Below are 22,409 nucleotides of genomic sequence, written 5' to 3'. Positions count from 1 at the left end.
ATTTTACATAAAATACTGGTCTAGTTTCGTGATGTCTTTTTTAAGCAATTTGTCCTTTGATAACTTCAAAAGATATTATTTTTCAGTTGACATACTACCGCAGGTCTTATAAATGTTTTAAAAAAATTTCTCTTAATATTTTCTCCTGTATATTTAATCATACCTTGCTAATTTTTCAGATTCAATTTGTATTGTTTCTTCTTTTTCAGAGGAAACACTTTTCCCAAGTTACGCGTATAACGAAAAAAGAGGAAACACCTGCAACAAAATACACTACTTTTTGGAAACATATTCCTTCTTAAAACACAAAACAAGAAACACTTTTCCCAAGTCGTGCGCGTAACTTTTTTATAAACATGCCAAAAAACCTTTTATACCAATAGTTCTATAGTATCTTCGTTTTTTCAAAACATAAATAAACTCTATTTTTTTCCCAAGTCGCGCGCGTAAAAAAACGGAAAACAGGAAACATTTTTCTCAAGTCGTGCGCGTAACTAAAGAACAATGAGTAAAAAATATGATTAAATCAAGGTTTATTGTGATTTCCATGTTTCCTCTAGCACCGAAACAGGAAACACATTTTCACAAAAGTTGCACATAAAATTTTTTGTAACTTTTTTTTGAGGCCTTGTGGCTCAAGGGGTTAGCGTGTGTTTCCTCTTTTTAAAAACTCTCTTAAAGGGCACGTTTTTACAAAATTCGTTTTGATATAATCAAAATTGGAATATTTTATAGTCTTTTGGCATATATTTCTGAATTTGCAGAACGGAGGTGAAAAAGATGGGGAAATCATTTGTAATACGAAATCAACGTAGCTTAAATGGGGAAACAACCAATGCTGTGCTAGTAACACTCAAATCTTGGCAAAAGTTTGTGGAAACATTTGAGGAGAAATACTACAGCTATAAAGATACATATTTAGAAGATATTCTGCAGCACATGACATACGAAGAACGTATTGCTGACGTAGAAGGCTTTGTCGAAAAAGCCAAGCCATCTTTTTCACGTCGCGCAATGTCTGCAATTGCAGAAAAAACCGGAAGAAAACATAAATTATACGGTATTACGAATGCAGATCTTGAAGTATTCTTGTACTTACATAAAAAATGCTATACAAATGGTGTCATTCCAAATGTAACAATACATATGATGTGGGAAGATTACAAGCAATATAAAGAAGAGCTTGCATACATTCAGCATTCTCAATTCTATATCGCTTTGAAAAAGTTAAGCTTACATAACATTATATCTATTGAAAATGGCTTAGATGGCCGATATACAATCAAACTGACTCATTTTATAAACGAGGAAACAGAAAAAGCAAATCCATACGTATATATTAGTCCTGTTGTATTTACAAAGGCTTTCTTTAAACTATCTGTAGCAGCTAAGAAACTATTCTTAGACATTGCGATGCAACAACATACGGAAACAACATTAAAGCGTTCTTTGGATAAGCAGGATGAAAGAGGAAACAAAACTCACTTCGGTGGGATGTATTGTTTCTTACATAAAAAATATCCGCATCAAATCCGTGCGGTTATCGAGGAATTAACAACTGCATTACCATGTACAGGGAATCCCCTATTCAAAATTTGTAAAATGCAAAAAGGTGTAAAGCATACAAAACGATATACGACATTATATCTGTCTATCCATTCAGACTTCTTATGTTCGAAAGAAGCTGGAGAAGAACAACATAGGGATCCATTTACACCAAAAGCTACCTATGCTCGAAAAGCGAAATTTATCGAAGCAGTCCTACAAGAGATGAATATCGGTGAACTGTCTGCAGACATGAATAAATTCATTCATGTCTTAAAGCATACTTGTCACCGTCAAATTCGCAGTGTCATTCGCGGACTACGTGACATGGTTGATCGAAAAGAAGGATATCCAAAGAAAATTGTATATACATTGAAGAAATTATTGCATCAAACATCTCAATATCAAATTCTCGATACAGCAGCAAAAGAAGGTATCTACCCTCTTATTGCGCAGCATATACCAAAAGAGAGAAATAGTGACCGTGAGCAAGCTGTCTTTAATTTCGGTTTACATTATTCTATGTACTCTCTTCACAACATTAAGAAGATGTTTAAGAATGTGCATGCACTACTGAAGCAGAAGTTTGCGGTACCAGTGACGGAAGAGTCTTATCACCGTAATTATCTAAAATACCAGGAAGAAACGTTATTTAGAAAATATGCATATGATCAGGGAGTGAATCTCCATGCATATATCGCTTTAGAAATTGAAATGCGTGAAAAACTAAAAGTTCGTGGCCATAAAGAACGCACGATTCCAAGTGATGTTCGTGAATGGTTTATCGAGGCAATTGATAAGCTGCCACAAGAAAAACTTCGCGTTATTGAGCTACCAAAGCAGTTTAATTTACTAGAGTTTATGCGTACCTTCGAACGTTTAGTACGTGCCGATGTAACAATAACAGCTCCAGATCAGGTGCTACACGCAATGGAAACAAAATAATAGTAACGAGCTCTCTATTTTTGAAAAAATCGAAATTAGAGGGCTATTCGTAGTTGTTTCATTCATACTCCTTTTCTACTACTCTATTTATAAATACAAAATCAGAAGGACTTCATGTAAAATGAGGTCTTTTTTTATGCACTTCTATACAAATTCTCTTCTAGCATTATAGAACTCTCCACATAGTGCTAGGGAGTATTCTTTTAAAGTAGTAAAACCTATCTCATAATACCTACAAAAAATCAGAAGAAAAATAATAAAAATAGTGGATATGAGGAAAAATATACTTGAATGTGAATAATATTTTCCTGATATCATTGTAACTACTAGTGTCGTTGTATTTATCTAATAAAAATCATCAATAATAATGTGAGTTATGTGTATATACTGAGTAATGTTAACAATTAGAAGCTTAATCTGGATAAAATGTGGGTAATTGAACGCTAGATACTGCTGTATTTAACAAAATAAAGAAAATAAAGCCTATTTCCATAGTTGGATAAATATAAAGTGATTTGTATCAATTTCTTTCCGATTTCATGTAGAAATATATAATTCTCTTTATGCTTTTTTGTAGAATTGATAGTCTAATAATCATTGAATTTCCGTATACATTTTCTACTATTTATGATTTTTTACGTTCTAACATCAAATTTTCCCTTGTGGGAGTAGATCTTTCCCCTATTTTTGATACCTATAATAGTTTTATCTTTATTTCTTTTTAATATATAAGATATATATTTATAATAGATTTTTAATACAGCTAGTATGATTGTTAATAAGATGTCTGACCAAATTGAAAATATTTGTAAATTACGTTATAATAATGGAAAATAAACATATCATTACCCACATACTAAAGGACAAACCTACGTATCCCTACCAGGGCGAGGTTTGTCCTTTTTTCATTTTAGTAAACAATTCATATTTGGAGGATTAAACATGACTGTACTTAAAGATACGACTTACTTAGATATAGATACCTATAACGAGATTAGATTTTTCAAAGGAATATTTTGGGGATTAGTTTTTGTAGTTCCTTTTTGGAGTATTATGATAACCCTGTTTATTTTACTTTATAGATAATAATCAACATCTCCAAAACGCAAAGGGTTGTTTGTCCGTTTGCGTTTTGGAGATGGCAGCAACCGTGCGTAGCAAAGGGCGGTAGCAGGTCTTTCACTTATTTTCTGTTATAATAATTCCTAAGAAATTAGGTGATTATAATGAGCAAAAACATTAATTTAGAAGAAACATTAGCAGCCTTTTCTGCTTATTTAACAGAAAAAGGACGAAAACAATCCACGATTAAACGTTATGCTTACGATATTAAAGATTTTTATAAGTGGCTAAGAGAAAATGAGAAACTTCTACATATCAAATCATGGCGTGAACTTTCTGAAGCGGACTATCAGACGTATTTCTCTGAGTTAGAAGACAAGCGTAAATATTCTCAGAAAACAAGACACAGAATATGGGTGGTTTTGAAGAAGGTACACATGTTTTTAGGTATAGTTAGTCCATTGGATGGTATTAATTTCTCTTTAATTCCGGATCAATCACTAAATGATAATGATTTTATTACTGAAATGGAAGAAAAGCTTTTAAAACAAACTGTTCTATCAACGAAGGGCTTAACGGAAAGACAAGCTAAATATCGCCCTCTTATTATGGATAGAAACGTTTGTATTATAAATTTAGTAGTAAACTATGGGTTGTCCTTGCATGAGCTTGTATCGCTTAATATGAGCCATATAAAGTTTGCTAGAAATATCTTAATGGTACCTGGGGAGAATGGAGCAACTAGGTCTGTCTTTTTAACTATGGAAGATACGCAGCAGCTTTATAAATATTACAAGACTATTCCGGAACCAGTAAGACCTAGACAACACACAGATAATCCTCTATTTGTGGCATTTGATTTTAATCGAGGTACGTATCGTTGGGTATACGAAAAGGATATGCCAAAAGCTTTGTCTGAAGTTGCTATACAAAAGATGATACGACTTGAAGTGAAACGAGCGGGACTAAAAAGGCGTATTTCTGCGCAGCAGATGAGGAACACTTTTATTCTCCGTCTTATTAAGCAAGGAGTAACTGAAAAAGATTTGGTAAGTAGGATGGGGTTCAAAACTAAAATATCTTTAAAAAGATATTATCAATATTTACAGTGACCTGTAAGTAGACTTAGAATAAAGTTTGATGAATACTTTTTTTAAAATATAGTAACTTTATTTCAACTCTATACTAATTGTCAATTAAAAATTTGAAAGGTTGATTTGATTGAAAGGAAATATTTTTGGGCAGAACCTTAGGAATTTAAGAACATTAAAAGGAATTAGTCTACACAAATTAGGTATCGAGTTAGGGGTAACAGGAAGTGCAATATCTTCCTGGGAGTTAGGAAATAAAGAGCCAAACTTTGATATGGTAAAAAAAATTGCAATCTATTTTTTGGTTAGTACAGATTACTTGTTTAATCATCAGGTTTTAGATAACGTGGAACATGAAAAAGCAGTTGTTACACAGTTGGCTCATAAATTGTACGGAAAATGCGAAGATATTCTATTATTCGAAGAGGAACTACTCTCTTATATTAGTTATTTAGATTTCAAAAATAAATCCAAACATGTAGCATTAAAAAATATTGAAAATGAGAATCAAGAAAAAGATTCCTAATACAATACATAACACATAATATATCAAAAATGAGCTTACCTTGAATGTATTAATCACACTAAAATAAAAAGACGTATTCTATTTATAGAACACGTCTTTTATTAATTTATTTTTCTAATATTTATTAATCTATTAGAAATGCCTCGTTTCCTAATTCCTTAAGTACTTTTGCAAAGAGATGGTTTGTCTCTTCGGATAGTATTTCCTCTGTTTCTATTAATCTAGACAGTCTATTTGTAAACTCTGCAGCATACAAAAGCTTCGTACTAGCTTTTTCATCTTCTTTAAACAATTGTTCATTCTTCATGGATTGAATTAATAGCTGAATTAGCATTTGTTTATGTTGTTCGTTCTTCTTTCCATGGTACATATCCATTCCTAACCAATGACGAACAATTCGTTCAGCGTCTCTTGCTTCTGTTACATCTACTCTAGATACAACAAAGGTTAGCTTGTTCCATGTTAACTTTGCAACTTCATTTGAATAATTTGAAGGAAAGAAGAAAAAGCTTTGTTGTGTAATTCTTTGCCGCTCTTTAATCCAACGAAATAGTTCCTGCTTCCCTAGATGAATATCTATTTCTACAAAAAATACGGGAAATGGAGACGTTGTTTTTTCCTCATTTATTGTACAATCGGGTTTGAACACCAATTCACCTAGATATGCGTGGTGTATAGGTTCCAATTCATCTCGGTATACTCTAATTCCATCCGTTTCATACCAGGCTTGCAGCACTGCCTCAATTTCTTCTTCAGAAATAAGATTTGTATTCATCTTTTGTTGTGTAAAAAGTAGATACTCTAAAAGCATTCTTCTACCTTCTACCGTAAGCCCTCCTGGTGCATAGTCTCCTTTTTCTGTGCGATCAAACATAATATAATCATATTCAGCATGATTTTGAATTGAAAACAAGTCCGAATCCCCTTTATTTTCGTTTTTAAGGAGTGTTTGCAGACTTCGCCTATTCATTACATTCCGATAACGAATATCGTTTCTAATGGAGCGTAAGAAGCTTTTCCATGATTGTAGATAAGCATAATCTGTATATCCTTCGCTTATTAGTTGGGTTAGCATTTTATCCTCACCATTCATCATAAGGCAAGTCCAACAGCCACTACGCGAATTTGCAGCTCCACAAGCATTTCCTTGTTGTTTTCCGCCTGTTTTTATGCCGCATTCAAACATAGCTTGTCCGTATTGTATACTCATTTCTTCAACGTCCACACCAAAAGGCAGTATCCCTCTATCTAAAAGCAACATCCATACTTCATCACCGGTTAAGAATTTGACTGGATTAAAGCAGAGTATATTTTTCATGTCATTGTGACGTGAAAATAAAGATTCATTACTTACTGCATATTTTTGAATACTATGTCTTCTACGTGCGCTTTCTTCGTTACGAACGGCCAACGCAAGGACTCCATCATACTCTTCAAAGCAGTCTACTACTTTTTTAGTTTGGGAATCTATTAGTATTTCCTTCATCTTACGTTGCATGGGTTTAACTTTAAGGGAATCAGTACACCATCGTAGTCTACTATTTCCTGTTGGTGGAAGAACACCTCTACCTAGTAGTTTATACCAATATGAATCTTTCATTAATGGTCTCACACTGTGTACTATAAACGGAAGGTTTTGCTTATCCGCACTCTTTTGGATTTTCTTTAATGTACGTGAGATATAAGCAGTCATAACAGGTGTTTCTACCCCAACCTCGGAAGTTAATACATGAATAGGTTTTGTACGATCTTCTAGCGACAGCTCGGAAATCGCATCCCATAGCAATGTCAACATAGCAGAACTATCTTTTCCCCCGCTGTAACCTACAAAACAACAATCGCGAGATAAATAGACTTTTTTCATTTCCTCTTTAATTTCTTTATATATATCCATCATTTTATTTTTATCCCCATAGAAAAATAAGATTCTATTTTTTATGTATGGGGCATTCCTCCTTTTTTTGAGATAGAAAAAGAGAGTCCCTTAAAGGCACTCTCTTTTATGTATTTCCTCTATATTTAATCGATTACGATTTCATTTATATTTAGCTTGTTTAAGGTCTCTTTATAAAAACGAATTACTTTTTGAGCATGTTGTATAGCTATTAACCCATCTTGCACAGTAAGGGCTTCAAAATAAGGATAACGAATGTCTGTAGCATAACCATTCAGCTGCACGCATTGTTCTAAAATCAATGAGAACTCCTCATCTAATCTACAACAAAATTTATGCAGCATTAAAAGGTTATGAGTTTTAGGGACTGGTCTACCGTTTAGTGCAAGAAATCCTTTTAGGAGTTTCTCCACACATTGTTGACTATGATAACAAATAATTGCAGTGGGGAAAGGTTTCATATCAGATAAGTAAATAGCAGAATCTAAATCGGATTTTGCTATGAATACCCACTCTTTTAGATCCTCAATATTTCTCATATAGGACCGTCCCTTCTAGTGCAATCTTATGTTCCATAGTTACAGTACGGCTAGCACGTTCTTGAAACTCTTCTGGCCCATACACTAAAATATCAACTGGCGTTTCCATTACATCGTAAATCCCCCAATTGATACGATTAATGACTTCCCTTTTTCTTTCTCCTACACCTTCCACAACAATACAGAGATCAAAATCACTGTCTTCATTTGGTGTGCCATATGCATGAGAGCCAAAAAGGATGATTTTTTGGACAGAAGATACAGTTTCACGAATCTTTTGCACCAATAGGTCCAATTCCCTTTGTACCTCTTCGTTAATCCGAATCACCCCTCGGATAATGTAATTAAATTGACGTTTAAGTATATTATACATGCGTTTCTCTTCTCCCTGCTATTATATATATTTTTTTTTATTGTTTTCTTGTTTTCCAACGTTTTGCAATGCTTGATAACATTCGTATACCTGCTTGAAGTCTCGCAAGAATCCATCATCAGAAATACTATGAAATCCTTTGAAGTTCTTTCTACACCAATATAAGAGATCAGATTTATCCTTAGCTAAAAAAGAATCCGGATAGAAATGAATCAGAGCCTCTGCTAGACAAGCCAGAAGCAATGGTATCATTTCGGAATCATGCTTTGATAAATCCAGTACAGATACAACGGTATACTGTTTATATTGGTAGTATTGTAGAACACCATCACACATGTTTGTTGGTGTTAATGTACATTGTAATTGAGTGGAATCTAATTGATACACTCTCACTTTGTCCCCTCCTATATCATTACTCACCAATTGGTGCAGCTTTCATAAACGCCTTTTGAGCTTGAAAAATGATATAGTGATTTGATACGGTACCTTCATCAAAGAGTTCGTTAATGAATTGTGCAACAGTCATGGCAGCGAACTTATTTGTAATAACACGCTGTGGTTCTGAAGCAGCTAATTCGGAACAACTTAATTGACTTGGTGCTGTCTCTTTTTTTGTAAAAGCATCTGGAAATAAGTCGCCAATCGGAGAAAGAATGACCTCACCATTCAGTTTAATCCCACATACTGCTTGACCGTTATAACCACTGCTTTTATAATCGGCCATTTGTTGAGGTGTCCAATGCCTTTTATCTACTTCTCTCCAATTATTAGGAACTGTTACAGCTGTATTCCCTACATCGATGTAAATAAGATTATCCGATTGATGGAAGAATTGATGGAAGACTTCACGAGAAAACATATTATCTACTGCTCCAATCACAATTGGCAGATACAAGTAGTCGTCTTTATGTTGTTTCTTTAATAAATCATATTTATTGCCAAACAACTGTTGCATTGTTTCTATGTCTTCTATGTATTGTGACGTATAGGAAGAGATAGGAACGTTATAGCCCGCTTTATATCGAAGAGCCAGTACCTCTGCTTTGTATTTACCAACATCAGGTCGAATAAAGAGTTGATTTCCAAGGTTTTTAGTTTCTATGATATCTGGATCGGCAACTACTATTTCACCGTTTAATTGGAAAATACTCATCATTTGAGCAATATGCTGTAAAATTAATCCACCATTTCCTCCAGCACCTACTAATACAATATGCGGTACAATCTTCTTTCCTTCTGCAATATCAATAACAATACTCATTTTTATAGCCCCCTATTTTTCTTTTGATAGTGTATTCTCTAAATTTCGTAGAAATGGAATCGATAAATTTGTAATCCGATGCACGGTATACAAGTCAAATGAATGCTTCAATAGTATCGATGCAGCATGGACGACTCCTTCCTCTTGTACAATGTCTAAAACATATTGAAGTAAATTCAACTGCACAACAAGCGTATCTATATATTCTTGATGCATGTTTATATCAATATGGGTATCTTTTCCGTGTCCTTCTAATACTTTATGTATGTTATTCATCTCTAACTGGCACATAAATTGAAATAGTTTATAATCATGAATTGGTTCCTCTAAAACACGTTCATTTTGTTTAAGAACTAACATGTAATTTTTTATCTTTGTAAACATTGAAATGTGAATTGTTTTTAATGTTGTCATAATAAAGAAAGAGACATTAAAATATGTCTCTTTTACGCCCCCTTGTATATTTATTTTAAAAGTGTAATCCTACTTAAATCGTAATTTTGGCTTATCCCTTTCGCTGCATATTCTCCTGCAAATATAAAGTTAGGGTTAATAGAATAAAATTCCCCATCTAGACAAGTGCGTACACGCAGTTCAGGGAAAACAGCTTCTATTCTGCCGATAATTGCATAAAGAATAGGAGCCCGTTCACTTTGATCATCTAAATCACTTGGTTCAGCAGAGAAACAATGATGACTGTGTATCTCCATAACCTTCATAGCGATAGACTGCATCTCTATATTCGTTTCTGGGATTACAATTTCAGTTGCTACCTGCTGTCGTGGAAAGTCCATAAAATAACCACGCTCTTTATTGAAATAGATATCAGCATGCAATTCGCAATCACATTTACGAGAAATGGCCTGTGCAATAATAATAAAGTCCATTAATAGGGTCCTCGGAATGAAATCCCCAGGTAAAAAGTGATCACGCCAAGTACTTAAAAAAGAAAAAGGACAATCTGAAATGGATTGTCCCTCTACAGTACTTGCTCCTTTTGCGCCGACAGTTAAAATCGGAAGTAGTGCATTTGTATCCTCATCAAATTTAATGACAGTTAAGCCTTTAACAAATGAGGGATAACGTTGCTCTAATTTTACGCGAATGTCCTCTGCTTCTATTTTCCTTACATCTGTAGAATCTCCATTTTGAACAGCGATTCCATGTGTAATTTCTTCCTCTGTAAACCAATCTACTAACGATATATCTCCAAATACCACGTGACGAACAACCGTTGTTGTATTGATTTTATCTAGACAATCTGTAGCTTTTGCAGCCTTAGCTTTCTTACTATTCTTTGTCTTATCTTTTGCTTTTTCCTTTTTCTCTACTTTTTTAGCAGTGGCTTGCTCTGAAGCAGCTTTTTTCACTGGTACTGTTGTTTCCTCTATTTGTTTTTCCATATCAAAAAAATCGAATAAGTTATTCATATTAAAAATCCTCCTAGTATGTTTGCTTATATATAATCCTGCTATTTATTAAAAAGTAATTTCCGATTCTATTAGAATAGAATCATCAAACCTTTGGTTTTCAAATCGTTTAAATAACTCTCCTACTGGTTCCGTATGAGTATATGTAAGGTCATGGTTGAATGAACTTGCAAAGAATAGAACGTGAAATGTTTCTAGATCTTTTAAAGTCCGGAATTCAGGTATTACAACTCTACCCGTACATACAGATCCACTAGCATGAACATTAGAGTAAGGAAATTGATATAATTTCATTCCTTCTTCTAACTCCATATCTTCTTTTACAGCAAAGACAGAGATATTCGTAACTCGTTTTTGATACACCGTATAACGAAATAATAGACGTGGAAAGCCTACTTGTTGAAACGGCCGTTCAAAAAAATGAATATCCCACTGAGCCTTTGGTACTTCAATCCAAACAGCTTGTTTATCACCACTCTTAGATAACACCTCGTGTTTTATACAACCTTTTGGGAGTACGCCACTAGAGTAATGTGTATTATCTTGTGTACCTTGCTCCATCACTTCTTTTAAAGCTAAATAAAAATCTTTAAAAGTAACGGCAGTTTCTCCACGCGATAATTCGTTGTTAAATTGCTGGATGGTTACAATTCCTTTTGGCTCTAAAGCATCAAATATTGCTACTGTCTTCATGTGTTGTTTCCCCCTGCTTAAAGATTGTTTCCAATAAATCTAGTAACATCTCAAATTTATATGGTCCGTATAAAGGTTCCTCGCCATAATAGAGATAAAGAGATTCTTCATCAATTTGGTAAGAATACTGCACCGGATAACAATCTAGTAATTTAGATATTTTTTCTTTATGATTCGGTGATATGCCATCTATTGTTTCAGCTATAGCACCCCATGTTTCCTCTGCTACTTTCTTTATTTCATTTAATGGTATGTCGAATAGTGTAGAGAGCGTTTCATACTCTTCTTCTTCAATAGGAAAGACTTCTAAGCCCATCTCTTCGATCATGTCCGTTCCCAATTCCACAAATTCTTCTTCATGGTCTAATTCATAAATATTCTCTTGATCCAAGTACACGGGAGAATACTGTGTTACATTACTCGAAAGCGAATGCATCCTTTTAAAGTAATGTAAGTAATGAAATTGACACGGGTAAAAGCAAGATAGATTTATATGTAATAGGTTCATGGAAAGTAAGAAGATAACAATCGTATCCGTGGATTCTATGTCCCTCCAACTTAATGTTTGATTCGTATCTAAAAAGTCCACACAAGTTAGGATCTTACCGATTGCCTCATGAGAGATTTTGCTGAAATCTATCTCTATATCTTTTGAAAGGCTTTCTAATATATATATTTCCTCTTGGTATTTTTGTTTAATGTGTTCCAGATTTACAATGCTATAAGTTTTATTTAACTTCATCCATAGCAAGTAGTATGGAACTGATATATGCGTTTCAGAACTAAATAATTTTCGCATTATAATATCACCTCTAAAGGTTTGTTAATTTATACATTCCTCTTACTAACCATCTGTATCTCTTCAAAGATACAAAGTAACATTTCAATTCGTTTGATTGCTGGAAAGTATGTGTCATCATCATAGAAAAGATAGATTTTTTCCTCTTCAGCTTGGTAAAGCATACGTATATCAAACTGATTTTGGATTGAACGAAAGAAACTTTGATCCTTTATATTTATATTGGAAAATATCTCACCAATTGGACTCCATGCATTATCAACAATGTTGTTTAATTCATCCATGGATATATGAAATAGATTCGAATATTTGATTAGAGTATCTTTATCGTCGCTATCTACCTCTTCGTGATGTAATTTCATATCTTGAATTAAGTCATCACCCCAGCTTTTAAATGAATCCTCACAATCGTATTCTTCGAAATTATCTTGTTCTAAATACGTCGGGAAATAAGCTGATACGGGAATTCCTAATCTATACATACGCATAAATAACTCCATAAGATACAATTGCGATGTATAGAAGCAGGAAAGATCAGTATCTAAAGAGTTTTCCGCAAGCATAATTATTTCAAGTAAAGTTTTCGAATCAATTAAATCAATTGGGAAATTGGAGTCTTCCTCTAAATAAGAAACGGCAGCCATTACTTGTTGAATGGATTGTTCTGAAATCTTGCTGAAGTCTATTTCTCTTGAGTGCTCTAAACAATCTAATATGTAGATTTCTTCTTCATGTTTCTTATCTGCAAGTAAGTCATGCAGTAAGTGAGCATCCTTTTGTATTTTTAACGAAAGTAGATACTTTCTTACTTTCTGGTGATTGTATGTAAATAATAATTTCATACCTGGTTCCCCTTCGTCTTTTCTCGAATCATTGCCGCAAGACGGATTATAATTTCATAATAAGAAAGTACCCATTCATCAAATGAGTACTGTTCATAACCATCCTCTAGAAATTCAATCAAAATATGGCTGGGATACGCTTCACTTTGATAGGTGTTAAAAGAAAATTCATGTAACACGAATTGAAAATCAGATTGTGTTATATGTTCCGAGCCTATACATAAATAGTAACCAGCTGTATCGAAGTAACATCCTTCCGCAGCCATAGAACTAATATCCGAAGCGAAATTCGAATACATGTCTTCTGAGCTAAATAACGTCCCATCTAACAGGTCTTCTTCAGTTCCAAAGGCAAAGTGACAAAATATACGTGTTTGCTCATTAAAACGCGCAAGCGATTCGAATAATAGTTCACTTGTGATATGCAACTTGTCCCTGTGAAAATCATTGATATTGATTAAGAATGGGATGTTATATTTGCGAATTAATTTTTGTATGCGTAGTATCCGAATGTATACTTTCATCTCATTTCCTTGATTAAATAAATATTTCATCTTCTAGCCCCTGCTTTTCTACATCTTCTAGTTGTTCAGTGAAAAGATGTAAATGTAGCATTTCTTTTAATTCACAATCTGGACCATTTATACGAAATGAATTACCACTATAAAACGTGACATAATGTCGTAGCTGCTCAAATTGCTTTTCAAATTCATCTATATGTTCTAATGGTATGTTTTCTAAATCAGGCATTTCATTCGCAATAAATCCATTTATAATCGATTCAAAGGATTGACGAAGTTCTTGATTATTAAGAAGGACTTCTTTTGACTGTAATAAGTCAAAGAAGTCACTGTGATTCATACTCATTTGGATGCCCCCTTACACACGAACCGGTAGAATTAACTGCAGATTAGAGTTAGTTTTGTCATCTGCTCCCACTATCACAATAGGTCTCTGGTTATTAATTATTTTTATCGTGATTGCTTCAGACGGTATTGTCTGTAGTGCTTGTAGCAGATATTCCACATTACAAGCAAACGTAAATGTCTCTTCTTGATCGCATGGAATTTCCACACTCGCAGTTCCTACTTGTGAGTTTTTTTGTTCAATTCTTAAAGATTTTGTTCCTTCTGAAGTAAACATTACTAATGTCGAGAATGCCGACAGCTGTTCTAATGTATTTTGTAACTCGCTACGTTCTACAGTTACATAGATATCTGAGTAATCGGGTATCATCCTTGATGTATCAGGATATATTCCGGCTAATAATCGAGATTGATAGATAATGCTCTCCCCTCTTATAAGAAGTTGCGTGTCACTAATCAATTTCATTTCTAATTTAGATTCTCTATTAAATAGTTTTAACGCCGTTTTAAGGGATTTACTTGGTAAGATGACTTCACCATCTTTAGCAGCAGGAATATGCGTACGTTCAAAACGTAACCTCGCTAAACGATACGAATCAGTAGCAGTACATGATAGCTCACCTTCCATGGATTTTAAATTTAAACCCGTTAAAATCTTTCGTGTATCTGATACTGCAATAGCATGTAAGGTTCTACTAGCAATTTTTGCAAATTGCTCTTGTGTCATCGTTATCCAGTCTTCTCCTGATTCGATTTTAATTTCAGGATATTCTTCATGATCCATGGTACAAAAGCTAAATTGTTTCTTCGTATTTTCTACGATTTTCAGCTCATTGTTTGTATGCTCTAAACCGATGAATTCACTTTTGAATTTCTTAATCGTTTTAAGAACCGGAGCGGCCGCAAAAAGCACCTTCCCCGGTTCAGTACAATCCCCACTGTTTACGTTAAAGCGTGTCACTAATGTTACCGTCTCTGTACCGTCTGAACCCATTAGAATCATTCCTTTTGAATTACACTCTAATAAAACACCTTGTAATGCTGGCATTGGGCTTTTAATGTCTACAGTAGCGCTAGCTTTCTCTAATTTTTCAATAAATAAAGTACGGTTAATTTTAAAATTCATAGTAAATCCCTCCAAAAAAGTAATAAAAAAAGAACAGACCTCATATCCTGTTCATTCCTCTTCCTGCTATAAAACAAAGCTTTACGCGCTTTGTTGTTTTTTTAACTGTTCTATGAGTTGGTGAATGGCTTCTGTATGATCATGAAGTAACCACTCTCTAAAGGACGTAATATCGCCGGATATATAGGTAGATAACCAGCGGCTAAGCTGTTTTTCATTCCCATGGCTAATATTTATGGCCTCATGAATCCACTGCAAACGAGTTATAATATCCTCTAATCCACCAGTCGTTGTATCTTCGAATGTTCTAGCCTGTGCATTATGATTGTGATTATAGGCAAGCAAAACATCCCTAGATGTAATTCCTAACGGTTTAACTAGCTGTTGCATGTCTCGAATTAATAACCCTAGACTTGGTTGGGCATTTGATGGTTCTTTCTGTGAACAACCTTGTTTATTCTTTTGCTGTAACATGGTAGGTGGTGTGAAATAATACCCTTTCTTTTGATAAGAAACATAGATATCATTTTTACCCTTACTATGTGTAGTAAGCTCTACTTTATGTGGTTTTATATTATATAAATATCTTCCCACGCCCCAAAGGACTGCTGCCCTTTTTAAGCTATTGGAAAATCCACCTTTTACAGCATTGTAATCAGATTCTTCACTGCCATCCTCTTTTGATATCCAACGTTCATTCAAAAACACTGAAATGGTACATTTCGTTGCTTTCTCACCCCATTTTTCATAAGACACTTGCCATTTATCAATACCAAAGACTTCATCAAATCGGTCCTGAATGGCGCGTGCGTCAACAAATGGAGCTACATACGCGAAAAAACGCCCGTTGCTTTCGAATGTATGTGTAATCTTCCAACCTAATTGTTCAAATGGAAATTCGGCTTGTAAACTTTCCATATTCGTCATAATAATCCCCCTACATTAATTGGTATTTCGAATCTGGGTGAATCCTCTCTTTCTTTCGAAATTCATCAATCATTTCACAAATAATCCCTCTATTTTCATGAAGCAGCCAATCCTCATAGGAAGTAATATTCTTTCCCGATTGAATGGATAAGCGCTGATTCAACACTTCTATACTTGTATGACTGATATTCCTTGCTGCGTAAATGAGACTTAAGCTTACTTTCAAGTCCCTTAAATCAGAAATAGTAATATCTTTAAATGTCGTAGCTTTCGTATTGAAGTTTTTATTGTGCGCTTGCAGCATTGATACAGAACTGATCCATAAAGGGTTAGCTAGTTCTTTAATTTCTTCAATAATGTCATGTAAATGAGCATCATTTTGCAATTTTCTTTGTGATTTTTTCATGATGTTTCCCCCTAAGTAATAAAATAATTGCCTAAAGTGCTGGCTATACAATAACTCCAAACTTGAAGACAACACAAAAAGGGCTTCTTCAAGTCGATTAAAAATGTGCATAGCAAAATAAGCTATATATACACTAATCGGCTCAAAGAAGCCCTTTCATAAATGAAACAAGACGCAACTTGCTTCTACAACTCAACCACAACACAAAAAAGGTGTGGGAATAAACGGAATCAATTAAACAATAAATATAGTTATATATTAATCTATTTTTATATCATATTCAATTGTTTTTAAGCAAACAAAAATAAGAAGGAAAATTATATGTAGTGGTTTTATGTACCATATAATAATACCTCTGTTTCTACGTTTATAACTCCCTTCTTATTTTCAGTTCTTGGCGTTACTTCATGTACTGCAATTCAAAATAAAGTTTTTCTGGCTTTTGCTTCTGGTCTAAATAACAAAGTATTTCTGGAATGGTTTGTTCGTCTACTTCCATACTTTCCATATAGGACATACTTTCACTTTCTTGAACATTTTTAAAAATAGAAGTAGGTAGTTTTTCTGCAGCAAACACACTCATTTTGCTTCCTAACTTTTGTTCGGATGCAGCGTTGTAGAAAATTTCGTTCACAATGACCTCATTATCATCTGGATCATACATGTACCCTCGTTGTATACGTAGCAATGCTTTACCCCTTTCAAATATATTCCTTCACACAAATGGTTATATTTGTATATATTGTTATTTTGTATAAAGGTGTCAAAGAATATTATTTCGTAAAATCCTTAATTTGTATAGGGGCAGATATAGGATAATTAACTTTAGCATATTATTTTTGAGTATTTCATTCCTTTTAAATCTACAAAAAAGATACTTAAAGAAAATCTTTTTGATTATAAATGCCATTAAAATTATTTGAATTATGCACCCTGAGATTTCTAATATCTCCCTGAATAAAGGTAAAAAAGCCAACCTTAAGTGCTTATAAGGATGGCTTAGTTTGTTGTAAATAACTTTGTATTTAATTGCTTAATCTCCCCTTCTGCAAGAGGCTGATAGAATGCATGTTGTAATCCTTGTACATGTAAGGTCTCCCCTATACATAATAAAACTCTACCAGGAATTAAATCTAATAACAGTTCTTTATTAATACGCTGTGCTTGCTGAATAGTAGAAACATAAACAACTAAAATTGTAGGGTTATTCCCCAACCCCCTCATGATAATATCTTTACCTGACTCTACGAAATCTTTCCATCTAGCAATAATCTTTTTCAAGCGATCCTTTTTATCTGTTAATAGGGTGGAGTAGACAACAAAATTAAACTCTTGATTTACTCCCACTTGCACTGAAAAACTTAAAGGAGGGGTAAAAACCCCTTTACTAATGGATGGATGCATAATATGCCCTAAAAAGGATGGAGCATAGCGTAGATGGCAAAGCAGATCTATATCATGCCAATAACGTAGGTGAACATATTTACCGTGATTATCAATTCGCTCTGGAGCAAAGAAAAACATATTTCCTTGCCAGTATTTTAATAGCTTATAACCATTATCGGATAACGTATATGTTTCTTCAAAGATCTCCATATCAAAATTCTCAACTTGCCATTTTTCAATTAGACGATAGTAAAGTAATCCTTGAAGTACATCATTTATTTTCTTACGTGAATATCTATCCTTGAATAAATATAATAAATGATTAAATCGAACGGATGTATGAACACCAATGAAAGCAAGTATGGCATACTGTTCTTCTGTTAAACGCTGCTTAAACTTAACCAATTCGTCAAAAGAATGGAATACATACGATTTATCCAGTTCATGTATTCGATATATTTGAAGTCCCTGTACATCCTCACTTGATAAATGAGGAATAGAAGGGACATAAGTAGACAATTGTTTCTCTATTGTACACATAGTCATCCATTAAAATTGGAAAATTGACGAATTAGATTTTTTACTTTGTCCCTGCGGATAATTTAGGATACGCACTGTTCCTTTTCTATTTTTGGCGTCGATATTAAGCAGCTCACATGTAACAATCGTTTGATTTTTTGCATCTTCTATAGTTGGATTGGCAAGATTACGGCTCTTAAGTCCTTTAAACTGAATACCTGGTGCAACCTCTACGAAGATCCCAGCAATAGCATCTACCCCTACTATTTTACCTACAAAGCGATCACGGCGTTTCTTTAGTTCTAACAGTTTTTCAATTGGATCTGTTTCTAGTTTCTTTTTATTTCCTCTAAATTCATAACGGCCATCTTTTTCCACTACTTTATCGATGATAAGTTCTACTACATCACCAATGACGATATCCTCCGGACGAACGAATGAATAAGACCAGTGTGAGTACCTTACCCCAACTGTTACGCCATGAATTTCAACTAAGACAGTTTGTGCAGATGGGATATGACCTGATACGGTTCCTGTGTATACCTTATTTCCTTCTTGCGCTGTTACTTCTTCATATAATCTTTTTTGAAGTGCTAACTCCCCTGCCGTGATAGATACAACGGCAAAGTTCCCTTCTTCTGTTTTTTGGAAGTGTTCAATAATAACAGGCTTTGTTCTACCCACTAACCATTGAGGGTTTTTAGGAACGTTTATACCTGCCTCTGTAATTGGACAATATGCTGTTGTATGAGTACCAATCTGCATTGTAAGCACTTGTATACGCTCAGACTTTCCGTTTTTAGTCGGGAATAGTTTTTCAGATACGACTGTAATTAAACCTTTCCCTACAGTGCGTTCACGTTTCATGCGGGCCAATTCTTCTAATTCATGTTCACGTACTCGCTCGAAGTGATTAAAATTTGATTCTAACAGTGTGTCACCGTGTGGATTCTCTGATTCAAAAACCATTCCAAGTTCTTCTACAGTTTGAGTGTTTGTTTTGTCTTCTGCCATTACATTTTTCCTCCTAGAACGTAAAAAAGGACACACCTGTACCGTTGGGATGGTACGTAAGGTGTGTCCTTCACGTAAAATATGATTTATTTATATAGTTGTTAATATAAATATAATGGTATTTTTACTCAAATGCAAGAATAATTTTAGATTGATTACAAGTGGATTTTGGGGATTCTAATTATAGCAGTCATAGCAACCCCATCCTTAATGTGCATTAATTAAAAATGCGATAATTGTAATTCTCGATTTACACGTGCGTTTTCACTACGCATTCTAAGATTTTTAACTGCCCATTCATCAATGCCAAAATATCTACATAATCCATTAATAATACATTTCTCTAAAATCAAAGCACAAAGTTCAGCCAATAATATTACATCTCTCATTTGAATTTTGAACTTATTTTTTATTAGATCATAGGAAATGCTTATTTTTAGTTTTCTACCAAGTTGTAAGATATCTCTATCATACTTATTATTTCTATGTACAATATTATCTCTTAATCTCTGCCAAAAAGTAAGTAACTGGTGATTCCTTGTTCCGATAATGAAATTTTTTTCTCTATTATCTATATATTTCTCAAAGAAATTAAGGTACTCATTCATGCAAGAATTAGACAGGTCTAATTCTTTGGGGAGATTAGAATCAAACTTAGTGAGTACATCAAACAAACTTGCTAAGGTTTCCTCTAGTCTGCTTAATAATAATACAAGTGTTGAGGCAGCGGATGTTTCTATTTCGAATTCCTTTTCCTTTACCGCACTAAAATTGGCTGGCCCTTGTTCTAATTCTTTTGTAATACGCTGCTCATTTTTTTGAAAAAGCTTTACAATAGATGAAAATTCATTACTAGAAACCTCCATTATTTCAGTTATTTCTAATGATTGTTCAGTCGAGAATTTACTCTTTTCATTTCCCACTAGTATTAAGCACATTGCTGATAGATACATCTGTTCTATTGCCATCACTTTTATATATTCATTTTTCATCACTTATGTTCACCCGATTCAATTTATTTAAGGAATTATAAAAAAATTTATATGTAGTGATTTTAAAATATATAATTAGAATTCTCAATAAAAAAACATAGTCTCATATTTGAAACTATGCCTTTTTAAATTTAAAGTATGCAGTTATCTCTTATAAGAAAATCTAGAATAGTTTTTCTAACCGTATTCTGCTACTTTTTGTATATTTACCAACCTCAAATCAAAATCTAGAATGTAGTTCCACTAGATTTAATTTGAGGTTTAAAAACTATTAATCAAAGAAATTATTCAATTCTTTACTCATTGCGTTTGATGTTTTTTGCTTTGGTTTCTCAATTTTATTAAGCGTTGGCTGCGTAGTATTATTTTTATTTTTTTGCTGGGATTTTAAGCGCTCTTGGCGTTCTTTGTAACTCATACGCTTATGTTCAGGTTGCTTTTCATCATTTCTCGAATGGTCTTCCTTATTTTTTTCTAAGTTTTCATGAACTGTAATACTAATAGATTCGTAAACTCTTGCTACATCTTCATCAAGTTTATTTTCTTCTGTATAATTAAGCGTTTCAGTAATTGGAATCGTATTGATTTCTACATGTGTTTCGTCTGACTCTGTTGCTGTAGCTGAAATTGAAGTAGATTCTATATTTGTTTCCGCAGTCTCTATAATTGGAACGGGAAGTCCATCAGATGGGAATTCTTCTAGTAGTGGTTCAAGATCATTGGGAATCCCGGAATGAATGATGGAATCCTTATTCCAGTCTTGCTCTAGCATAGTAATAGATAATTCTTTGTTCAGTTCTGCTACCTCCATATTTATATCATGGCAATCTTCCATATGAGGTAATTCTATATCTATACTTTCCTCAATAATTTCTTCCGCTACTGCATTTTTTATATCATGACTCACACGTTCTATTGGCATTTCTTCTACTACCGGTATTTCGCTATCTCCTGGTTGTTTCACAAAGTCTGCTCCATCATTACATAAAATATCTTTAAATTTGTTTTTCTTCTTTTCCGCAGCCACGCTGTCTTCGATTGGAATCGCTACCCCTTGTGAGATAGTATTCTCTGAATTTTTATCTAATGAATGAGTAGCATTAACAGTGGGACCTTTTGCTAATTCGGGCTGACTATTATGATTTGAAATTAAAACTTTACGAGGACCATCGCCTGTGTAAGAACTTACAACTAGATTTTGTTCTAACTTCTCAATATATTGCATAGCCTTCATATAGCCAATCCTGAATTTTCTTTGCAGATGAGAAGGTGAGATTTGTTGTGATTCAATAATAAATTCCTTAATTTCTTCATACAACTTATTTTCAGCCCCATCATCAATATCTATCTGGTGGTTCATAGTTGCAGGATCATTAGATAGAATTTCATCTTGGGACTTGTGTTCCTTATAATCATCCAATGATACAATGTGTTGTTGTTCTTCGTTTATTTCTATAGAGCTATTCTGTTTGATCTCATCCTCTTGTATAGGCGGCAAAGGTTGTAATTTCTTCATGTTCTCTGCGTCTACATGCTTCATAGGATTTGCTTTTGCAATAGATTCATTAATAAGACGAAGACGTTCATTTTCCCAATATTGGCCTGTTCGCTCCTCTACCTGTATTAGTGCATGCGCGAATTCTTCTTTAGGTACAAAGTTACTCGTAATTTGTTGGACAGGTTGCACATGATTATCTTGTACAATACGAGCTGCACAGATGAATGCACCTTGTCCCATAATATCTCCTGGTGACATAACAACTTCTTTTGCTTTCTGATAGGTTGATCCTAATCGACTAACAGGATTGTCTTGCATAGGTGAAATACCTTGTTCAGATTCTGCCTCTTTAAATTCTTCTTTTTCACCAAACATATCTGAAAAGATTTTTGCATCATATGGTGTTACATCTCCAAATATCATTTTATTACGGAATGAGCCTAGTAAGGTAAACATGTATTGCTCTGTGAAGTCGAGAGCTAATTGAGATAGTGTTTGGCTAGCAATTGTTAGAATTACTTTATATTTACGAGATTGAGCAGGGAATTCTTTAAACGGCCGAACAAATGTGTAGCATCCTAGCCCGAGAGGGCTGGGGTAGCTACTAACCCTTACGGGTCGCGATAGGTAAAGCTTTGAAGTTATCTCTACTTTTTCCCCCGCCCCACACCGTGC

Annotated in this window: 24 protein-coding genes; 4 read left to right on the top strand and 20 right to left on the bottom strand. The window is 34.0% G+C overall.

The window, feature by feature from the left end; all coding sequences use genetic code 11:
• Positions 1–780: 780 nt before the first annotated feature.
• From MR168_RS24570 to MR168_RS24555, 4 genes are all read left to right on the top strand, one after another.
• Positions 781–2,490: a hypothetical protein gene (locus MR168_RS24570; protein ID WP_242291563.1), complete on the top strand. Its 1,710-nt coding sequence runs from the start codon at positions 781–783 to the stop codon at positions 2,488–2,490.
• Positions 2,491–3,432: 942 nt separating this feature from the next.
• Positions 3,433–3,576, top strand: coding sequence for a hypothetical protein (locus tag MR168_RS24565; RefSeq protein WP_000217299.1), 144 nt, complete (start codon positions 3,433–3,435; stop codon positions 3,574–3,576).
• 140 nt (positions 3,577–3,716) lie between these two features.
• Positions 3,717–4,664, top strand: coding sequence for a tyrosine-type recombinase/integrase (locus tag MR168_RS24560; RefSeq protein WP_000041871.1), 948 nt, complete (start codon positions 3,717–3,719; stop codon positions 4,662–4,664).
• 109 nt (positions 4,665–4,773) lie between these two features.
• Positions 4,774–5,169, top strand: coding sequence for a helix-turn-helix domain-containing protein (locus tag MR168_RS24555; protein WP_000677976.1), 396 nt, complete (start codon positions 4,774–4,776; stop codon positions 5,167–5,169).
• A gap of 124 nt (positions 5,170–5,293) precedes the next feature.
• Here the strand turns inward: MR168_RS24555 and MR168_RS24550 are convergent, their stop codons facing one another.
• From MR168_RS24550 to MR168_RS24455, 20 genes are all read right to left on the bottom strand, one after another.
• Positions 5,294–7,066, bottom strand: coding sequence for an adenine nucleotide alpha hydrolase family protein (locus MR168_RS24550; protein ID WP_000968739.1), 1,773 nt, complete (start codon positions 7,064–7,066; stop codon positions 5,294–5,296).
• Between the two features lie 122 nt (positions 7,067–7,188).
• The gene (locus MR168_RS24545) at positions 7,189–7,602 is read right to left on the bottom strand and encodes a HEPN domain-containing protein (RefSeq protein ID WP_001244154.1); all 414 of its coding nucleotides are present in this window, start codon (positions 7,600–7,602) and stop codon (positions 7,189–7,191) included.
• On the bottom strand, positions 7,589–7,975 hold the full coding sequence (locus MR168_RS24540) for a nucleotidyltransferase domain-containing protein (protein ID WP_000282361.1): 387 nt from the start codon (positions 7,973–7,975) through the stop codon (positions 7,589–7,591). Before MR168_RS24540 ends, MR168_RS24545 begins: the two co-directional genes overlap by 14 nt.
• A 21-nt stretch (positions 7,976–7,996) precedes the next feature.
• Positions 7,997–8,368, bottom strand: coding sequence for a hypothetical protein (locus tag MR168_RS24535; protein ID WP_001267121.1), 372 nt, complete (start codon positions 8,366–8,368; stop codon positions 7,997–7,999).
• A 19-nt stretch (positions 8,369–8,387) separates the two neighbouring features.
• Complete coding sequence (locus MR168_RS24530; protein WP_000029267.1) at positions 8,388–9,236, bottom strand: ThiF family adenylyltransferase; 849 nt, start codon at positions 9,234–9,236, stop codon at positions 8,388–8,390.
• A gap of 12 nt (positions 9,237–9,248) precedes the next feature.
• A complete protein-coding gene (locus MR168_RS24525) occupies positions 9,249–9,650 on the bottom strand; it encodes a hypothetical protein (RefSeq protein ID WP_000209412.1) in 402 nt (133 codons plus the stop codon).
• A gap of 50 nt (positions 9,651–9,700) precedes the next feature.
• Positions 9,701–10,666 (bottom strand): hypothetical protein, encoded by a 966-nt coding sequence (locus MR168_RS24520; protein WP_001061019.1) that lies wholly within the window; start codon positions 10,664–10,666, stop codon positions 9,701–9,703.
• A 48-nt stretch (positions 10,667–10,714) separates the two neighbouring features.
• Positions 10,715–11,359: a hypothetical protein gene (locus tag MR168_RS24515; protein WP_000859310.1), complete on the bottom strand. Its 645-nt coding sequence runs from the start codon at positions 11,357–11,359 to the stop codon at positions 10,715–10,717.
• Positions 11,337–12,158 (bottom strand): hypothetical protein, encoded by an 822-nt coding sequence (locus MR168_RS24510; RefSeq protein ID WP_001228483.1) that lies wholly within the window; start codon positions 12,156–12,158, stop codon positions 11,337–11,339. The genes MR168_RS24515 and MR168_RS24510 overlap by 23 nt, the downstream gene beginning before the upstream one ends.
• A 29-nt stretch (positions 12,159–12,187) precedes the next feature.
• On the bottom strand, positions 12,188–13,000 hold the full coding sequence (locus MR168_RS24505; protein WP_000770656.1) for a hypothetical protein: 813 nt from the start codon (positions 12,998–13,000) through the stop codon (positions 12,188–12,190).
• Positions 12,997–13,554, bottom strand: coding sequence for a hypothetical protein (locus tag MR168_RS24500; RefSeq protein ID WP_000876126.1), 558 nt, complete (start codon positions 13,552–13,554; stop codon positions 12,997–12,999). The genes MR168_RS24505 and MR168_RS24500 overlap by 4 nt, the downstream gene beginning before the upstream one ends.
• Positions 13,538–13,867 carry a hypothetical protein gene (locus MR168_RS24495; protein ID WP_000062341.1) on the bottom strand — a complete coding sequence of 110 codons (330 nt, stop codon included), beginning with the start codon at positions 13,865–13,867 and terminating at the stop codon, positions 13,538–13,540. Before MR168_RS24495 ends, MR168_RS24500 begins: the two co-directional genes overlap by 17 nt.
• A 12-nt stretch (positions 13,868–13,879) precedes the next feature.
• Positions 13,880–14,992, bottom strand: a complete 1,113-nt coding sequence (gene dnaN / locus MR168_RS24490; protein WP_242291561.1) for a DNA polymerase III subunit beta — start codon at positions 14,990–14,992, stop codon at positions 13,880–13,882.
• Between the two features lie 81 nt (positions 14,993–15,073).
• Positions 15,074–15,919 carry a Rad52/Rad22 family DNA repair protein gene (locus MR168_RS24485; protein WP_000183552.1) on the bottom strand — a complete coding sequence of 282 codons (846 nt, stop codon included), beginning with the start codon at positions 15,917–15,919 and terminating at the stop codon, positions 15,074–15,076.
• Between the two features lie 10 nt (positions 15,920–15,929).
• Positions 15,930–16,325, bottom strand: coding sequence for a hypothetical protein (locus MR168_RS24480; RefSeq protein ID WP_000749569.1), 396 nt, complete (start codon positions 16,323–16,325; stop codon positions 15,930–15,932).
• Between the two features lie 400 nt (positions 16,326–16,725).
• Positions 16,726–16,989: a hypothetical protein gene (locus tag MR168_RS24475; protein ID WP_015406617.1), complete on the bottom strand. Its 264-nt coding sequence runs from the start codon at positions 16,987–16,989 to the stop codon at positions 16,726–16,728.
• A 335-nt stretch (positions 16,990–17,324) separates the two neighbouring features.
• Positions 17,325–18,251, bottom strand: coding sequence for a hypothetical protein (locus tag MR168_RS24470; protein WP_103597666.1), 927 nt, complete (start codon positions 18,249–18,251; stop codon positions 17,325–17,327).
• Between the two features lie 9 nt (positions 18,252–18,260).
• On the bottom strand, positions 18,261–19,244 hold the full coding sequence (locus MR168_RS24465) for a hypothetical protein (protein WP_000796704.1): 984 nt from the start codon (positions 19,242–19,244) through the stop codon (positions 18,261–18,263).
• 221 nt (positions 19,245–19,465) lie between these two features.
• Positions 19,466–20,236, bottom strand: coding sequence for a hypothetical protein (locus MR168_RS24460; RefSeq protein ID WP_000787561.1), 771 nt, complete (start codon positions 20,234–20,236; stop codon positions 19,466–19,468).
• A gap of 271 nt (positions 20,237–20,507) precedes the next feature.
• Positions 20,508–22,409, bottom strand: a 1,902-nt coding sequence (locus tag MR168_RS24455; RefSeq protein WP_242291560.1) for a DNA translocase FtsK, incomplete at its 5' end; no start/stop codon positions are given.

The organism is Bacillus cereus group sp. BfR-BA-01356 (genome assembly GCF_022663635.1).
Classification (GTDB): Bacteria; Bacillota; Bacilli; order Bacillales; family Bacillaceae_G; genus Bacillus_A; species Bacillus_A cereus.
This window is presented reverse-complemented; position numbering and strand designations above follow the sequence as displayed.

Coding starts and splice junctions, on each gene's coding strand:
- MR168_RS24510 (WP_001228483.1), bottom strand. CDS start 12,158: ATGCGAAAATTATTTAGTTCTGAAACGCATATATCAGTTCCATACTAC.
- MR168_RS24515 (WP_000859310.1), bottom strand. CDS start 11,359: ATGAAGACAGTAGCAATATTTGATGCTTTAGAGCCAAAAGGAATTGTA.
- MR168_RS24565 (WP_000217299.1), top strand. CDS start 3,433: ATGACTGTACTTAAAGATACGACTTACTTAGATATAGATACCTATAAC.
- MR168_RS24500 (WP_000876126.1), bottom strand. CDS start 13,554: ATGAAATATTTATTTAATCAAGGAAATGAGATGAAAGTATACATTCGG.
- MR168_RS24570 (WP_242291563.1), top strand. CDS start 781: ATGGGGAAATCATTTGTAATACGAAATCAACGTAGCTTAAATGGGGAA.
- MR168_RS24465 (WP_000796704.1), bottom strand. CDS start 19,244: ATGGCAGAAGACAAAACAAACACTCAAACTGTAGAAGAACTTGGAATG.
- MR168_RS24505 (WP_000770656.1), bottom strand. CDS start 13,000: ATGAAATTATTATTTACATACAATCACCAGAAAGTAAGAAAGTATCTA.
- MR168_RS24475 (WP_015406617.1), bottom strand. CDS start 16,989: ATGTATGATCCAGATGATAATGAGGTCATTGTGAACGAAATTTTCTAC.
- MR168_RS24550 (WP_000968739.1), bottom strand. CDS start 7,066: ATGATGGATATATATAAAGAAATTAAAGAGGAAATGAAAAAAGTCTAT.
- MR168_RS24480 (WP_000749569.1), bottom strand. CDS start 16,325: ATGAAAAAATCACAAAGAAAATTGCAAAATGATGCTCATTTACATGAC.
- MR168_RS24520 (WP_001061019.1), bottom strand. CDS start 10,666: ATGAATAACTTATTCGATTTTTTTGATATGGAAAAACAAATAGAGGAA.
- MR168_RS24545 (WP_001244154.1), bottom strand. CDS start 7,602: ATGAGAAATATTGAGGATCTAAAAGAGTGGGTATTCATAGCAAAATCC.
- MR168_RS24560 (WP_000041871.1), top strand. CDS start 3,717: ATGAGCAAAAACATTAATTTAGAAGAAACATTAGCAGCCTTTTCTGCT.
- MR168_RS24530 (WP_000029267.1), bottom strand. CDS start 9,236: ATGAGTATTGTTATTGATATTGCAGAAGGAAAGAAGATTGTACCGCAT.
- dnaN (WP_242291561.1), bottom strand. CDS start 14,992: ATGAATTTTAAAATTAACCGTACTTTATTTATTGAAAAATTAGAGAAA.
- MR168_RS24460 (WP_000787561.1), bottom strand. CDS start 20,236: ATGAAAAATGAATATATAAAAGTGATGGCAATAGAACAGATGTATCTA.
- MR168_RS24485 (WP_000183552.1), bottom strand. CDS start 15,919: ATGACGAATATGGAAAGTTTACAAGCCGAATTTCCATTTGAACAATTA.
- MR168_RS24525 (WP_000209412.1), bottom strand. CDS start 9,650: ATGACAACATTAAAAACAATTCACATTTCAATGTTTACAAAGATAAAA.
- MR168_RS24540 (WP_000282361.1), bottom strand. CDS start 7,975: ATGTATAATATACTTAAACGTCAATTTAATTACATTATCCGAGGGGTG.
- MR168_RS24495 (WP_000062341.1), bottom strand. CDS start 13,867: ATGAGTATGAATCACAGTGACTTCTTTGACTTATTACAGTCAAAAGAA.
- MR168_RS24470 (WP_103597666.1), bottom strand. CDS start 18,251: ATGTGTACAATAGAGAAACAATTGTCTACTTATGTCCCTTCTATTCCT.